General features: G+C 56.2%; 11 protein-coding genes and 2 rRNA genes. 3 read left to right on the top strand and 10 right to left on the bottom strand.

The genetic code is table 11. The features are described 5' to 3' along the window. The first annotated feature begins 62 nt into the window (after positions 1-62). On the top strand, positions 63-335 hold the full coding sequence (locus tag AC22LX_RS18870) for a YjbD family protein (RefSeq protein ID WP_045396828.1): 273 nt from the start codon (positions 63-65) through the stop codon (positions 333-335). Here AC22LX_RS18870 and rluF read toward each other — a convergent pair. Together rluF and AC22LX_RS18860 are read right to left on the bottom strand one after the other, a co-directional pair. Beyond that, positions 332-1,207 carry a 23S rRNA pseudouridine(2604) synthase RluF gene (gene rluF, locus AC22LX_RS18865; protein WP_045396831.1) on the bottom strand — a complete coding sequence of 292 codons (876 nt, stop codon included), beginning with the start codon at positions 1,205-1,207 and terminating at the stop codon, positions 332-334. The two genes, AC22LX_RS18870 and rluF, sit on opposite strands and share 4 nt — an antisense overlap. 61 nt (positions 1,208-1,268) lie before the next feature. After that, the gene (locus AC22LX_RS18860) at positions 1,269-1,514 is read right to left on the bottom strand and encodes a YmjA family protein (protein WP_020079884.1); all 246 of its coding nucleotides are present in this window, start codon (positions 1,512-1,514) and stop codon (positions 1,269-1,271) included. A gap of 145 nt (positions 1,515-1,659) precedes the next feature. Here AC22LX_RS18860 and pepE point away from each other — a divergent pair, with 145 nt between their 5' ends. Next, entirely contained in the window at positions 1,660-2,349 is a 690-nt protein-coding gene (gene pepE / locus AC22LX_RS18855) for a dipeptidase PepE (RefSeq protein ID WP_045396835.1), read from the top strand. 70 nt (positions 2,350-2,419) lie between these two features. On the opposite strand, the gene AC22LX_RS18850 is transcribed toward pepE, so the two are convergent. After that, the gene (locus AC22LX_RS18850) at positions 2,420-4,051 is read right to left on the bottom strand and encodes a Na/Pi cotransporter family protein (protein ID WP_015368796.1); all 1,632 of its coding nucleotides are present in this window, start codon (positions 4,049-4,051) and stop codon (positions 2,420-2,422) included. Positions 4,052-4,181: 130 nt separating this feature from the next. After that, positions 4,182-7,865 carry a methionine synthase gene (gene metH, locus AC22LX_RS18845; protein ID WP_487334139.1) on the bottom strand — a complete coding sequence of 1,228 codons (3,684 nt, stop codon included), beginning with the start codon at positions 7,863-7,865 and terminating at the stop codon, positions 4,182-4,184. Between the two features lie 195 nt (positions 7,866-8,060). Here metH and iclR point away from each other — a divergent pair, with 195 nt between their 5' ends. Then, on the top strand, positions 8,061-8,891 hold the full coding sequence (gene iclR / locus AC22LX_RS18840; protein WP_045396840.1) for a glyoxylate bypass operon transcriptional repressor IclR: 831 nt from the start codon (positions 8,061-8,063) through the stop codon (positions 8,889-8,891). A 51-nt stretch (positions 8,892-8,942) separates the two neighbouring features. On the opposite strand, the gene aceK is transcribed toward iclR, so the two are convergent. From aceK to AC22LX_RS18810, 6 genes are all read right to left on the bottom strand, one after another. Further along, the gene (gene aceK / locus AC22LX_RS18835; protein ID WP_487334138.1) at positions 8,943-10,727 is read right to left on the bottom strand and encodes a bifunctional isocitrate dehydrogenase kinase/phosphatase; all 1,785 of its coding nucleotides are present in this window, start codon (positions 10,725-10,727) and stop codon (positions 8,943-8,945) included. A 100-nt stretch (positions 10,728-10,827) separates the two neighbouring features. Beyond that, positions 10,828-12,132, bottom strand: coding sequence for an isocitrate lyase (gene aceA, locus AC22LX_RS18830; RefSeq protein ID WP_015368800.1), 1,305 nt, complete (start codon positions 12,130-12,132; stop codon positions 10,828-10,830). 31 nt (positions 12,133-12,163) lie between these two features. Next, the gene (gene aceB, locus AC22LX_RS18825) at positions 12,164-13,765 is read right to left on the bottom strand and encodes a malate synthase A (RefSeq protein WP_063447951.1); all 1,602 of its coding nucleotides are present in this window, start codon (positions 13,763-13,765) and stop codon (positions 12,164-12,166) included. A 260-nt stretch (positions 13,766-14,025) separates the two neighbouring features. Next, positions 14,026-14,955 carry a homoserine O-acetyltransferase MetA gene (metA, locus tag AC22LX_RS18820; protein ID WP_045396850.1) on the bottom strand — a complete coding sequence of 310 codons (930 nt, stop codon included), beginning with the start codon at positions 14,953-14,955 and terminating at the stop codon, positions 14,026-14,028. Positions 14,956-15,377: 422 nt separating this feature from the next. After that, positions 15,378-15,493, bottom strand: a 5S ribosomal RNA gene (gene rrf, locus AC22LX_RS18815). A gap of 96 nt (positions 15,494-15,589) precedes the next feature. Continuing rightward, positions 15,590-15,687: ribosomal RNA gene (locus AC22LX_RS18810) — 23S ribosomal RNA — on the bottom strand; the annotation flags it as partial.

The following is a 15,687-nucleotide window of genomic DNA, read 5'->3' as shown; positions in this document are numbered from 1 at the left end:
TTAGTTCTATTTTGCGCCGATTGCCGTACACTGGACTCTCTGGTCTGATTGAGGGCACCACCATGGCACTCCCCCGCATTACACAAAAAGAGATGACCGAGCGCGAACAGCGCGAATTGAAGACGCTGCTGGACCGCGCGCGTATCGCGCACGGCCGCCCGCTGAGCAATGCGGAAACGAACAGCGTGAAAAAGGAATATATCGATAAGCTGATGGCGCTGCGCGAAGCGGAAGCGAAGAAAGCCCGCCAGGTGAAAAAGCAGCAGGCTTACAAAGTAGACAAAGAAGCGACATTTTCGTGGTCGGCGAATACGCCGACCCGCGGCAGGCGTTAGCGGCCTTTCTTTTTACGTCCCGGCTGAGCGAAACGTTTACCGTTCGAGGCCGGGCGGCCTTTCTCGTTGGTTTTTTCCATCTTCACCACCGGGCGCTTGATGCCGGCGGTCGCCGCTTTGGCCTTCGGTTTAGCTTTTGGCTTCGCTTCGGAAGAGGAGTTTTCAATCAGCTTGAAAAGATCGATCAGCTCATCATCGGTTAAATCGCGCCACTCGCCCAGCGGAATGCCCGTCAGGCTAACGTTCATAATGCGCGTCCGCTCCAGCTTCATGACTTCATAGCCGAAATGCTCGCACATGCGACGGATCTGGCGGTTTAATCCCTGAACCAGCGTGATGCGGAACACGAAAGGCGCTTCTTTCTTGACCTTACATTTTTTGGTCACGGTACCGAGAATCGGCACTCCCGCGCCCATTCCACGAATAAACTCATCGGTAACCGGCTTATCGACGGTGACCAGATACTCTTTTTCATGATCGTTGCCGGCGCGCAGGATTTTGTTCACCAGATCGCCATGGTTGGTCAGGAAAATTAACCCCTGAGAGTCTTTATCGAGACGGCCAATCGGGAACACGCGTTTACTGTGGTTCACGAAGTCGACGATATTATCGCGCTCGCCATCTTCGGTAGTGCTGACGATACCCACCGGCTTATTCAGCGCAATCAACACCAAATCATCGGCTTCTCGCGGCTCAATCAGCTGACCGTTGACTTTCACCACATCGCCCGGCTTCACCTGATCGCCAATGGCGGCGCGCTTACCGTTGATAAAGACGTTGCCTTGTTCAATAAAGCGGTCCGCTTCGCGACGCGAGCAAATCCCGCTTTCGCTGATGTATTTATTTAATCGAGTAGATGAGTCGGTCAGCATAGTTTCTCCTTTGACAGCGAAATATACCTCACCTTACTGGCGATAAAAAACAGGGATGACGTTATTCATTACCCCATTGATTGAGGAAATTGGCGATATCGTCGATACGCTGTTCGGCAATGCCTGCTTCACGGGCCATCTCCTGCTGCGCTTCCTCGCTGATCTCCTCATTATTCATTAAGCGCGTAATCAGCAGTTGGAAGTAATGCGCCAGACAATCGCGCTCGGACTCTTTTACCGCTTCCGCGCACTCCGTCGAGTACTCATCCACGATGTCATAATATTTCAGCGGTATTTCATTGTTCATAGGTCGTCTCCGGGGTGGTTAGCATCTGCGCTTTCGGCCCCGATAATAACATTCAGCTTGCCTGCACCGTGAGCCATATCAGCGCCTCAAGGCCGGGCCAATGATAGAATCTGCGTCAAATGACATGCTTACACAGGATGAAAAGATGGAACTGCTGTTACTGAGTAACTCAACGCTACCGGGCAAAGCCTGGATGGAACATGCGCTGCCGCTGATTGCCGGCCAGGTCAAAGGCCGCCACTCGGCGGTATTTATTCCCTTCGCCGGGGTGACGCAAAGCTGGGATGATTACACCGCCAAAGCCGCCGCAGTCATGGCGCCGATGGGCGTCAGCGTGACCGGTATTCACAGCGTCGCCGACCCTATCGCCGCCATTGAAAGTACCGAGATGGTCATCGTCGGCGGCGGGAACACTTTCCAGCTTCTGAAAGAGTGTCGCAGCCGCGGGCTGCTGGCGCCGATTGTCGATGTCGTCAAACGCGGGGCGTTGTATATCGGCTGGAGCGCGGGTTCTAACCTCGCCTGCCCGACCATTCGTACCACCAACGATATGCCGATTGTCGATCCTCAGGGGTTTGACGCGTTAGGGCTGTTCCCGCTGCAGATTAACCCGCACTTCACCAACGCGCTGCCGACCGGGCATCAGGGTGAGACCCGCGAGCAACGTATTCGCGAATTGTTAGTCGTGGCGCCGGAATTAACGGTGATTGGCCTGCCGGAGGGGAACTGGATTCAGGTCAGCGACGGACACGCCACGCTCGGCGGCCCGAACCCGACGCTGTTGTTCAAAGCGGGAGAAGAAGCGGTAACCCTGGCCGCGGGCCACCGTTTCTAGACTAGTTTGACGAACATTACCCGGATAGCGGCGCGTTGCGCCTTATCCGGGCTACCCAGCGTAAATCCTGCTAATAATCATCCCGCTCGTCGTCTTCATCCGGCTGCTCCATCACGCTATAGGCAACAGCGCAGAACAACGAGTTCAGACGCTTCATATCGCCCAACAGCGCCAGATGCAACGTACTGGTTTCGATACTCTGCACATTTTGCTGATGCAGGCGGTCAACATGCGCATGCGAGTAACGGCGGTTAAGAATACGAAAACGGTGCTTACTGCGGCGCAACCGACGGGCGCTCGGCACGTCGCCGGAAAAGAAGACCGACATTGCCAGCTGCAGGTTACTGAGCAGCAGCTCGTATAACGCATCCAGCTCTTTTAGCCCCTCGACGGAAAATGCGCGCCGCGCCGCCAGTGATTTATCGGCGATCTCGCTGCCCATTCGCTCGACGATGTCAGACGCCTGCTCCAGGTTGAGCGACATCTCGATAATTTCCGCCCAGCGGCGAGACTCCTCTTCCGCCAGCTCGTCCTTCGGCATCCGCGCCAGGTAGAGCTTGATAGCCGTATACAGCACGTTGATATCGTCCGCCATCCGCCGCAGCTCTTTCTCTTCGCGCGGCTCGCCGTGCATCACCTTGCGCAGGCTTTCCAGCATCTGCTCCATGGCGTCGCCGATACGCAAGGTCTCACGGGCGGCATTGGCCAACGCCAGCGCCGGCGTATCCAGCGCCGAGGGATCCAGATGCTTCGGCTTGAGATGGTTATCCAGCTCCGGCTCATCGCGGATCAGGCGCTTACACAGGTTCGCCATCGGCCCGGCGAACGGCACCATCGCCACGCAGCGGATCAGGTTGTAGAAGACGTGGAAGTAGATAACCAGCTCCGACTCTTCCAGCGGCAATTTGTGCATGACATCAGCCAGTACGTGCACAAATGGCAAAATTATCAAGCTCCCCACCAGCTTGAACAGCAGGCTGCCGAGCGCCACGCGCCGCGCCGCCGCATTGGCGCCGCTGTTGTTGAGCATCGCCAGCAGGCCTGAGCCGAGGTTAGCGCCGATGACCAGGCATAGCGCCACCGGGAAAGAGATCACCCCGGTGCCGGTTAACGTTGCGGTCAGCAGCACGGCCGCCAGGCTGGAGTAACTGATAATGGCGAACACGGCGCCAATCAGCGCATCCAGCATGATATCGCCGGTCAGCGAGGCGAAAATCACCTGTACACCGTTGGCCTGGGTAATCGGATGCACCGCCTGGACGATGAGCTCCAGCGCCAGCAGGATAAGCCCAAGGCCGATACCGACCCGCCCAAGCTGACCCGCGCGGGTCTGTTTACGGCCGAGGAAGAAAATAACGCCGATAAATATCAGCAGCGGCGATAGCCAGGAGAGGTCGAAGGTCAGTACCCTCGCCATCAGCGCCGTCCCCACATCCGCACCCAGCACCATAACCAGCGCTGGCGCCAGCGCGACCAGATCCTGGGCTACAAACGACGTCACCAGCATGGTGGTGGCATTGCTGCTCTGCACCAGCGCGGTGACGCCAATCCCCGCGCAGAAGGCGAGCGGTTTTTTCTCCACGCTGCTGCTGAGCACGGTACGCAGGCGCGCGCCAAAGACTCGCATCACGCCGGTGCGCACAATATGGGTACCCCACACCAGTAGGGCTACGGCGGAAAGTAGGTGTAACAGCGTTAACACAGAATCAGCTTCTCCTTATCGTTATAAGTGTTCCTGAGGTTTAAACCTCCCTTCAGTATAAGGGGTTAACTTCAATAAAGAGACAAGGCGCTCAAAGAGCGCCCTGTTTGTTGTAACGAAACATATTTCGTTAGTCAGCATCATAGCCGAGGTTAGGTGCAAGCCAACGCTCAACTTCCGCCGCCGTCATCCCTTTACGCAGGGCGTAATCTTCCACCTGGTCGCGCTGGATCTGCGCTACGGCGAAGTACTTACTATCAGGATGGCTGAAGTACCAGCCGGAAACCGATGCGCCAGGCCACATGGCGAAGGACTCGGTGAGCTTCATACCGGTATGCGCTTCCACATCCAACAGTTCCCAGATGGTCGCTTTCTCGGTGTGTTCCGGGCAGGCCGGATAACCGGGCGCCGGGCGGATCCCCTGGTAATTTTCGCGGATCAGCTCTTCATTGCTGAGGTTCTCATTGGCCGCATAGCCCCAGTAAACCTTACGCACTTTCTCATGCAGATACTCGGCGAAGGCTTCCGCCAGACGGTCGGCGATGGCCTTAACCATGATCTTGTTATAGTCGTCGTGCTGCGCTTCATAGGCTTCCGCCAGCGCGTCTTCTTCCAGCCCGCCGGTTACCGCGAAAGCCCCGATGTAGTCCGCTTTACCGCTCAGCTTCGGCGCGACAAAATCGGCGAGGCAGTAGTTCGCGAAGCCGACCTTCTCGGTTTGCTGGCGCAGGTGATGGCTGACCGTTAGCACGTGGGTACGGGTTTCATCACGATAGATTTCCACATCGTCGCCAACGCGGTTAGCCGGGAACAGCCCGACCACGCCGCGCGGGTTTAGCGTTTTTTCGGCGCTGAGTTTATCCAACAAATCGTTGGCGTCTTTAAACAGGCGCTGCGCCTCTTCACCCACCACTTCATCTTCCAGGATACGCGGATATTTGCCCGCCAGCGACCAGGTCATAAAGAACGGCGTCCAGTCGATGTAGTTACGCAGCGTTTCGATGCTGGCTTCCACCTCCTGCACGCCCAGACGATGGGCCACCGGCGGAGTGTAGCTCTCCCAGTCAAACGCCAGATCGTTTTCCCGCGCCGCCTGCAGAGTCACCGGCGGCGTGCGCGGTTTTTTACGCCCGTGCTGGATTCGCACGGTTTCATACTCTTTACGGGTACGGGCGACAAAATCATCGCGCTGGGTTGCCGACAGCAGGGCTGAAACCACTCCTACGGTACGCGAGGCGTTCTGCACGTAAACCGTCGGGCCACTGTAGTTCTGCTCGATTTTCACCGCGGTATGGGCTTTCGAGGTCGTCGCTCCGCCAATCAGCAGCGGGATAGTGAAGCCCTGACGCTCCATCTCTTTAGCCACGTTGACCATTTCGTCCAGCGACGGCGTGATAAGCCCGGAGAGGCCAATCAGATCGGCGTTTTCTTCGCGCGCGGTACGCAGGATTTTCTCTGCCGGCACCATCACGCCGAGATCGATAATTTCGTAGTTGTTGCACTGCAGCACTACGCCGACGATGTTTTTACCAATATCGTGCACATCGCCTTTCACGGTGGCGATCACCATCTTACCGTTGCTGGAGCCCTGTTCTTTGCTAGCTTCGATGTAAGGTTCGAGGTAGGCCACCGCCTGTTTCATCACCCGCGCGGATTTTACTACCTGCGGCAGGAACATTTTGCCTTCACCGAACAGGTCGCCGACGACGTTCATGCCATCCATCAGCGGCCCTTCAATCACCTCGATTGGGCGTTCGGCCTGCTGGCGCGCCTCTTCAGTATCCTGCTCGATAAATTCGGTAATGCCTTTGACCAGCGAGTATTCAAGACGCTTTTTCACGTCCCAGCTGCGCCATTCCGCCTGCTGAGCGTTCGTGCTATCGTCCGCTTTGCTGCCGCGATATTTTTCCGCCAGCTCAAGTAATCTTTCGGTACTGTCTTCGCGGCGGTTAAGAATTACATCTTCGACCGCATCGCGCAGCTCGCCAGGCAGATCGTCGTATATTGCCAGCTGGCCGGCATTGACGATGCCCATATCCATACCGTTGCGGATAGCGTAGTAGAGGAAGACGGCGTGGATCGCTTCACGTACCGGATCGTTACCGCGGAACGAGAACGACACGTTGGAGACGCCGCCGGAAATCAGCGCATGCGGCAGCTCGCGTTTGATGTCTTCACAGGCGCCGATAAAGTCCTGAGCGTAGTTGTTGTGCTCTTCAATACCGGTAGCGACGGCAAAAATGTTAGGGTCGAAGATGATATCTTCCGGCGGGAAGCCGACCTCTTCGGTGAGGATTTTGTAGGCGCGGCGGCAAATTTCGATTTTGCGCTCGCGGGTATCGGCCTGGCCTACTTCATCAAAGGCCATGACCACCATTGCCGCGCCGTAGCGGCGAACCAGCTTAGCGTGATGAATAAAGGGTTCGACGCCCTCTTTCATCGAGATCGAGTTAACGATGCCCTTGCCCTGAATGCACTTGAGCCCTTTTTCGATGACTTCCCACTTGGAGGAGTCGATCATAATCGGCACGCGGGCAATATCCGGTTCACCCGCTATCAGGTTGAGGAAACGCACCATCGCCGCTTCGGCATCGAGCATCCCCTCATCCATGTTGATATCGATAATCTGCGCGCCGCTTTCCACCTGCTGACGCGCCACGTCCAGCGCTTCGCTGTATTTCTCTTCTTTGATTAAGCGCTTAAATTTAGCGGAGCCGGTGACGTTGGTCCGCTCACCCACGTTGACGAACAAACTATCATCGCCGATGTTCAGCGGCTCCAGGCCAGACAGACGGCAGGCGACCGGCAGTTCCGGCAGCTGGCGCGGCGGTAAGCCTTCTACCGCCCGGCTCATGGCGGCGATATGTTCCGGGGTGGTGCCGCAGCAGCCGCCGACGATATTAAGGAAACCAGCCTGCGCCCATTCGCGAATCTGCGCCGCCATGGTATCGGCATCCAAATCATATTCACCGAAGGCGTTCGGCAGGCCGGCGTTCGGGTGCGCGGTAACGTAACACTCGGCGATCCGCGAAAGCTCCTGCACGTACTGGCGCAGCTCATCCGGCCCCAGCGCGCAGTTTAAGCCGAAGGTCAGGGCATCGGCGTGGCGCAGCGAATTATAGAACGCTTCGGTCGTCTGCCCGGACAGTGTACGTCCGGAGGCATCGGTGATAGTGCCGGAAATCATAATCGGCAGCTCGACGCCGAGCGCCTCAAATTCTTCTTTTACCGCGAAAATCGCCGCTTTGGCGTTCAGGGTGTCAAAGACCGTTTCAATCAGAATCAGGTCCGAGCCGCCTTCCACCAGCGCTTTGGTGGATTCACGATAGGCGGCCACCAGCTGATCGAACGTGATATTCCGAAAGGCCGGATCGTTGACGTCCGGAGAAATAGAAGCGGTGCGGTTGGTCGGCCCAAGCACCCCCGCCACATAGCGCGGTTTTTCCGGCGTACGCGCGGTCCACGCGTCGGCGCTGGCGCGGGCCAGTTTTGCGGCGGCAAAGTTGATTTCCGCCGACAGGGATTCCATCTGGTAATCCGCCATCGCGATGGTTGTCGAGTTGAAGGTGTTGGTCTCGATAATGTCCGCGCCGGCGGCGAAATAAGCGTCGTGGATCTCGCGAATAACCTCAGGCTTGCTGAGGACCAGCAGGTCGTTATTGCCTTTCAGGTCGCACGGCCAATCGGCAAAGCGCTCGCCGCGGAAATCCTGCTCACTCAGACGATAGCCCTGGATCATGGTGCCCATGCCCCCGTCCAGAACCAGAATACGTTCTTTTAACTGCTGATGTAATTGTTCTACTTTGTTACTCACACAGACTCCCGACAGCGCTCAACTCAGACCAAAAAGCCAACAAACCATACTGGCATAAACCACCCTGCTGGAAAAGGAAACCTGCAGCAACATGAGACAAGTTCAACTTCACTCCTCCGATCAGTCTGGTTGTGATTGCATTATCGCCAAATAAAACGAAAATCATTTCCACGATACAGAAAAAAGGAGTTCATCATGGCTACCCCGGTTCCCGCCAAACGCGGCAGAAAACCCGCTGCTGCCGCCCCTGCCGCACAGGCTGGCGGGCAAGTCCAGTCGCTTACCCGCGGTCTGAAACTGCTTGAATGGATTTCTGAATCGCATAGCAGCGTCGCGCTCACCGAACTGGCGCAGCAGGCGGGGCTACCTAACTCCACGACCCATCGTCTGCTCACCACCATGCAGCAGCTCGGTTTTGTGCGCCAGGTCGGCGAGCTGGGGCACTGGGCGATCGGCGCGCATGCGTTTGTCGTCGGCAGCAGCTTCCTGCAAAGCCGCAATCTGCTGGCCATTGTCCATCCTATCCTGCGCCAGCTGATGGAAGATTCCGGCGAAACGGTCAACCTGGCGGTGCTGGATAAAAGCGATCATCAGGCGATTATCATCGACCAGGTGCAATGTACACAGCTGATGCGCATGTCGGCGCCGATTGGCGGTAAACTGCCGATGCACGCGTCAGGCGCCGGAAAAGCGTTTCTGGCGCAGTTGAGTGAAGAAGAAGTCACCACGCTGCTACATCGGAAAGGGCTGCATGCTTACACTCACGCCACCCTGGTTTCTCCGGTACATTTGAAAGAGGATTTGGCCCAGACGCGTAAACGCGGCTATTCATTTGATGATGAAGAACATGCGCTGGGGCTGCGCTGTATCGCCTCCTGTATTTACGACGAACACCGCGAGCCGTTCGCCGCTATCTCCATCTCCGGGCCAATTTCACGCATGACCGACGATCGGGTGACCGAGCTTGGCGCATTGGTTATTAAGGCTGCAAAAGAAGTCACGCTGGCGTACGGCGGGGTTAAATAATAAAAATGCCCCAAAGGGGCATTTTGAGTAGGCCTGATAAGCGTAGCGCCATCAGGCAGATCGGCGCACCTTGCCGGATGGCGGCGTAAACGCCTTATCCGGCCTACTGTCGGCGCCATAGCGCACGCTAAAACGCTGCTTACGCCGGTAAGCGAACACATCTTCCACATGCCCGTTTTTAATGCGCGTCTGCAGTTCACGCCAGTAATCGGCACGCAGTAAATCGGCGTGCATCTCCTCCAGTAGCGGTCCGATCCGCGGATCGGCGCACAGCCAGTGGCGGAACTCTTCCGGGAAGACATCGCCAGGGGACACGCTATACCAGGGTTCACTGGCCAGCTCATCTTCCGGATAGCGCGGCGGCGGAATATCGCGGAAATTCACCTCGGTCATGTAGCAAATTTCATCATAATCGTAGAATACCACCCGCCCATGGCGCGTGACGCCGAAGTTTTTAAACAGCATGTCGCCGGGGAAGATATTGGCGGCCGCCAGTTGGCGAATGGCATTCCCGTACTCTTCTACCGCGTCGCGTAGCGCCTGGCCTTCCACCTGCTCCAGCCAGATATTAAGCGGCACCATCCTTCGTTCAATATAAAGATGGCTGATGGCAATGCGATCGCCGAGGTCGGTCAACTTATTCCCCGCTTCCGCCTGCAACAGCGCCATCAGCTCGGGCGCGATTTGCCGCTTATCGAGCACGAAGTTTTCAAACTCCTGGGTATCCGCCATCCGCCCGACGCGGTCGTGTTCTTTGACCAGCTGATAGCAGGCACGGACGTGGGCGGCGGTCATCTCTTTTTGCGGCGCAAAGCGGTCTTTAATCACCTTAAATACCCGGTCGAATCCCGGCAGGGTAAAGACCAACATCACCATCCCACGGATGCCCGGCGCTTCGATAAACTGCTCATCGCTGCGGGTAACATAGTGCAGGTACTCGCGATAACTTTCCGTTTTAGCATGCTTCTGACAGCCAATCGCCATATACAGCTCGGCGGTAGTTTTTCCCGGCAGAATCTCGCGCAGCCATTCAACCAGCGCCGCGGGCAGCGGCGCGTAGACCATGAAATAGGAGCGGGCGAAACCAAAGACGATACTCGCCTCGGCGTGGGTCGTCAGGCAGGTATCAACAAATAGCTGTCCGTCATCGCTACGATGTATCGGCAGCAGGAACGGCAGCGTCGCCATCGGCGTAACCAGTTTACCCACCAGCCAGGCGGCTTTATTACGATAAAACAGCTCATTCGCCACCTGCAGATACGACTGCGATAACAGTTCTCCACCGAGAGCTTCACGTAAATGACTGACGATATAACCGATATCACGCCCTTTGTTTTGCCACGGCAGGCGCAGCGGCAAATCGGCAAGCAGGTTATGCATCAGGTATTCCCAGCCGCGTTCGGGATAAAAATCCTTCGCCAGCGGTCGCGAAATCGTGCGAAAACGACGTTCCGGCTGGGAGCTAAAAATAAAGAGCCGCTCGGGGGTCAGCGAGCGGTGGTCAAACAGTCTGCAGTAGACCGAGTTGAAAAAGCTCTCCGCAATTTCAAAGCGAGGGTAATCCGGCAAAAGTTGGGTGTACTGCTGTTTCACCCGCAGAAGAAAATCGACGTCGGTACTTTTCCCTTCGGTAATACAGCGCAGCTGTTCTACCACCAGACCCACGTGGTGATCGTAGAGGTGGATACGCTGCTTCATCGCCTGCTGCACGGCGTGCCAGTCCGCTTGTTCGAAGCGCTGCTGTGCGCCGGAAGTGACTTCCAGAAAACGCCCGTACTGGGCGTCGAATCCCTGTAAAATGGTTTGGGCAATCAGTAGTTCCAGGCCACGCGTCATCGCTTTCCCCCATCCGGCACAACATCATGCCGGATGGCGCGTTAGCTTATCCGGCCTACACCTTTGTAGGCCCGGTAAGCGCAGCGCCACCGGGCATTGCTTAAAACTGCGATTCTTCGGTCGAGCCGGTCAGCGCCGTTACCGACGAGGTCCCCCCCTGGATAATGGTGGTCACTTTGTCGAAGTACCCGGTGCCCACCTCCTGCTGATGCGAGACGAAGGTGTAGCCTTCCGGCCCGGCGGCAAACTCCGGCTGCTGAACCTTTTCGACGTAGTGACGCATGCCTTCGCCCTGCGCGTAGGCGTGAGCCAGGTCGAACATGTTGAACCACATGCTGTGGATACCCGCCAGGGTAATGAACTGGAATTTATAGCCCATATCCGACAGCTGCTGCTGGAAGCTGGCGATGGTTTTATCGTCGAGATTTTTCTTCCAGTTAAAGGATGGCGAGCAGTTATAGGCCAGCAGCTTGCCCGGGAAGCGGGCGTGGATCGCCTCGGCGAAACGGCGTGCCTGTTCAATGTCCGGTTTAGAGGTTTCACACCATACCAGATCGGCATAAGGCGCGTAGGCCAGGCCGCGGCTGATTGCCTGTTCGATTCCGGCATGGGTGCGATAGAAACCTTCGCTGGTGCGATCGCCGGAGATAAACTCGCGATCGTATGGATCGCAATCCGAGGTAATCAGGTCAGCAGCATCGGCGTCGGTACGAGCGATAAGCAGCGTCGGTACCCCCATCACATCCGCCGCCAGACGCGCGGCGACCAGCTTCTGAATCGCCTCTTGCGTCGGCACCAGCACCTTGCCGCCCATATGTCCGCACTTCTTCACCGACGCCAGCTGGTCTTCGAAATGCACGGCCGCTGCACCGGCCGCAATCATCGATTTCATCAGCTCAAAGGCGTTCAGCACGCCGCCAAAACCGGCTTCCGCATCGGCGACGATCGGCAGGAAATAGTCGATAAAACGCGGATCGTTCGGCTCAATCCCCGCCGCCCACTGGATCTGATCGGCGCGACGGAAGGTATTGTTGATCCGATCAACTACCGACGGCACCGAGTTAGCCGGGTATAACGATTGATCCGGGTACATACTGGAGGCCAGGTTGGCGTCGGCGGCGACCTGCCAGCCAGACAAGTAGATGGCTTCAATGCCCGCCTTCGCCTGCTGCAGCGCCTGGCCGCCGGTTAACGCGCCAAGGCTGTTGATATAACCCTTTTTCGCTTCACCATGCAGCAGACGCCACATTTTCGCCGCGCCAAGCTGCGCCAGCGTGCATTCCGGGTTCACCGAGCCGCGTAACTTCACCACCTCTTCCGCGCTATATGGGCGGGTAATGCCTTCCCAGCGCGGGTTCGTCCACTCTTTGTTTAATTCTTCGATTTGTTGGGTACGGGTTTTCATGTGCAGATGCTCCATATTGTGATGGGGTGAATTACGCCAGCAGGCGGTAACCTGGCAACGTCAAGAAGTCGATCAGTTCGTCGGAAGTGGTGATTTGCTCCATCAGTCGCGCCGCATCGTCAAAGCGACCGTGGCTGAAGCGGTGTTCCCCCAACTCTTCCTGAATCACCATCAGCTCTTCAGCCAGCCACTGGCGGAACAGCGCCTTGGTAACCGGTGTGCCGTCGTTCAGGGTTTTCTGGTGATGGATCCACTGCCAGATAGAGGTACGCGAAATCTCAGCCGTCGCCGCATCTTCCATCAGGCCGTAAATCGGTACGCAGCCGTTGCCGGAGATCCAGGCCTCGATGTACTGCACCGCCACGCGGATATTAGCGCGCATGCCGGCTTCGGTGCGCTCGCCCTCGCAGGGAGCCAGCAGCTGCTCGGCGGTAATCGGCGCGTCGTCATTGCGGGTAACAAACAGCTGGTTAGGATGTTCGCCCAGTACGCGGTTAAAGACGCCCATCGCCGTATCCGCCAGTCCCGGATGCGCAATCCAGGTGCCATCGTGGCCATTGTTGGCCTCCAGCTCTTTATCGGCGGTGACTTTATTCAGCACCTGACGATTGCGCTCGGCGTCTTTGCTCGGGATAAAGGCCGCCATACCGCCCATCGCGAAGGCGCCGCGTTTATGGCAGGTCTTAATCAGCAGGCGTGAATAGGCGCTGAGGAAGGGCTTATCCATCGTCACCACCTGGCGATCCGGCAGGACGCGGTCTGGGTGGTTTTTCAGCGTCTTGATATAGCTGAAGATATAGTCCCAGCGCCCGCAGTTCAGGCCAACAATGTGGTCGCGCAGCGCATGCAGGATTTCATCCATCTGGAACACCGCCGGCAGCGTTTCAATCAGCAGCGTGGCCTTAATGGTGCCGCGCGGCAGTTCAAAGCGATCCTCGGTAAAGCTGAAGACTTTGCTCCACCATGCCGCTTCCTGCCAGGCCTGGGTCTTCGGCAGATAGAAATAGGGGCCGCTCCCTTTCGCTAGCAGCGCCTGGTAGTTGTGGAAGAAATAGAGCGCAAAATCGAACAGACTGCCGGGTATCGCCTCACCCTGCCAGGTGACGTGCTTTTCCGGCAGATGCAGGCCGCGAACGCGGCAGACCAGTACCGCCGGGTCGGGCTGTAGCTGATAAATTTTCCCTGCTTCGTTGGTGTAGCTGATGGTGCCGTTGACCGCATCGCGCAGGTTGATTTGGCCATCAATCACTTTGTGCCAATCCGGCGCCAGCGAGTCTTCGAAATCGGCCATAAAGACTTTGACGTTAGCATTCAGGGCATTAATCACCATCTTGCGTTCAACAGGACCGGTGATTTCAACGCGGCGATCCTGTAAATCGGCCGGAATACCGCGTATTTTCCAGTCGTCATTACGAATGGAAGCTGTTTCCGAAATAAAATCAGGAAGCTTGCCGCCATCAATGGCCTGCTGTTGCTGGACGCGCGCTGCCAACAGTTGATTACGCTCAGGCGTAAAACGGCTCACCAGTTCCGTCAGGAACTCCACCGCTTCCGCAGTCAGAATTTGCTTCTCCTGCTCGCCATAAGGCTGGCTGAATGCCAGTTCATCGGTCATTGTCGCCTGTTGCGTCATTGTGCAGCTCCTCTTGGTTGATCCTGGTAGCGCGAGCGAAAGATCGTTGTTTGCTTTTCGCTCAGCACAATTAAGACTACTCAAGAATTTTTCAAAATCAAAAACAATTTCCATTTTTAATTTAATATTGCATCAACATACTGATAACAAAAGAATTAAAGTTAAAATAGAAGGGGAAGTTATTTTCGGAAATAAAAAAGGCACCCGAAGGTGCCTGAGGCGAGATGCTGAAACGCTTTAGGATCGTACGCGCTGGTAGATTAATCCAGCGTTGGATTCATATGACGCAGATCGTATGGTGTGATTTGGTAGACGTAATAGTTAAGCCAGTTGGCAAACAGGAGATTGCCATGGCTGCGCCAGGTCGCCCGCGGTTTATTATTTGGATCATTATTCGGGAAGTAGTTGTCCGGAAGCTGTGGCGCTAAACCTGCCTCCAGATCGCGGAAGTATTCACTTGCCAGGGTATGCGGATCGTATTCAGGATGACCCGTCACAAAAGCGATGCGCTTATCTTTGCTGGCGAACAGATAGGCATCGCCATCTTCGGTTTCGGCGAGAATGTCGAGGTCGGTGTAGTCCCGAATCAGCCCGGCCGGGAAGTCGGCATAGCGCGAATGAGGCGCAAGGAAGGTGTCATCAAACCCGCGAGTCAGCAGCGCATGCGGGTGCAAAATATGGTGTTCATAAACGCCAGAGATCTTTTCGGTACGAGTTTGCTTGGGGATGCCATACAGAATATTTAACGCGGCCTGTACCGCCCAACAGACAAATAACGTTGACGTGACGTGATCCTTTGCCCACTCCAGTACCTGTTTAATCTGCGGCCAGTAGGCAACATCGTTAAACTCGACCAGCCCTAACGGCGCGCCGGTAACAATCAAACCATCGAAATTCTGTTCGCGAATATCGTCGAAGTTGCAGTAAAAGTTGTTCAGGTGCTCCGTCGGCGTATTACGTGATTCACGCGCATCGATGCGTAGCAGCTGGATATCAACCTGCAGCGGCGAGTTCGACAGCAGCCGCAGAAACTGATTCTCCGTCTCGATCTTCTTTGGCATCAGATTGAGAATTAACACCTTCAGCGGGCGGATTTCCTGAGTTGTAGCACGCGATGTGGTCATCACGAAGACGTTTTCATCGCGCAAGAAATTGACGGCCGGTAGCTCGTCCTGCACCCGAATTGGCATAGCTGTATCACCTCATTACATACGTATAAACGTTTAGACATCCAGATAGCTGACAATAACCAGGAATAAGCAAAATGTCGAGTCTGCAAGCGTAAGGTGAGAAAGTTTCAAGGAGGATTTAAGAGGTGGGATTTCCCCGGAGGCGGTGTAGCCCGGGGAAGGAGCGGTAGCCCCGGTAAGCGCAGCGCCACCGGGGGAGACGGCGGCGCGTCTGGCCATAAAACACCAAAACAAAAGGCCCGGTCTTCCGACTGAGCCTTTCGTTTACGTCGATATGGCAGCGGCTTTCCCCGGAGGCGGTGCTGCGCACCTTTTCCGGGCTACGGGTTGGTAGCCCCGGTAAGCGCAGCGCCACCGGGGGAGCTATACGCCACACAGCAAAAAACCCCGCACCTTCCGGTACGGGGTTCTTCTTGTTTGATGCCTGGCAGTTCCCTACTCTCACATGGGGAGACCCCACACTACCATCGGCGCTACGGCGTTTCACTTCTGAGTTCGGCATGGGGTCAGGTGGGACCACCGCGCTATCGCCGCCAGGCAAATTCTGTTTTATCAGCCCGTCATTACGACGCACTGATTAATCTGTATCACGCTGAAAATCATCTCAAATCCGCCAAAACACCTTCGGCGTTGTAAGGTTAAGCCTCACGGTTCATTAGTATCGGTTAGCTCAACGTATCGCTACGCTTACACACCCGACCTATCAACGTCATCGTCTTTAACGTTCCTTCA

It is taken from the genome of Klebsiella sp. PK01 (assembly GCF_057624675.1).
This window is presented reverse-complemented; position numbering and strand designations above follow the sequence as displayed.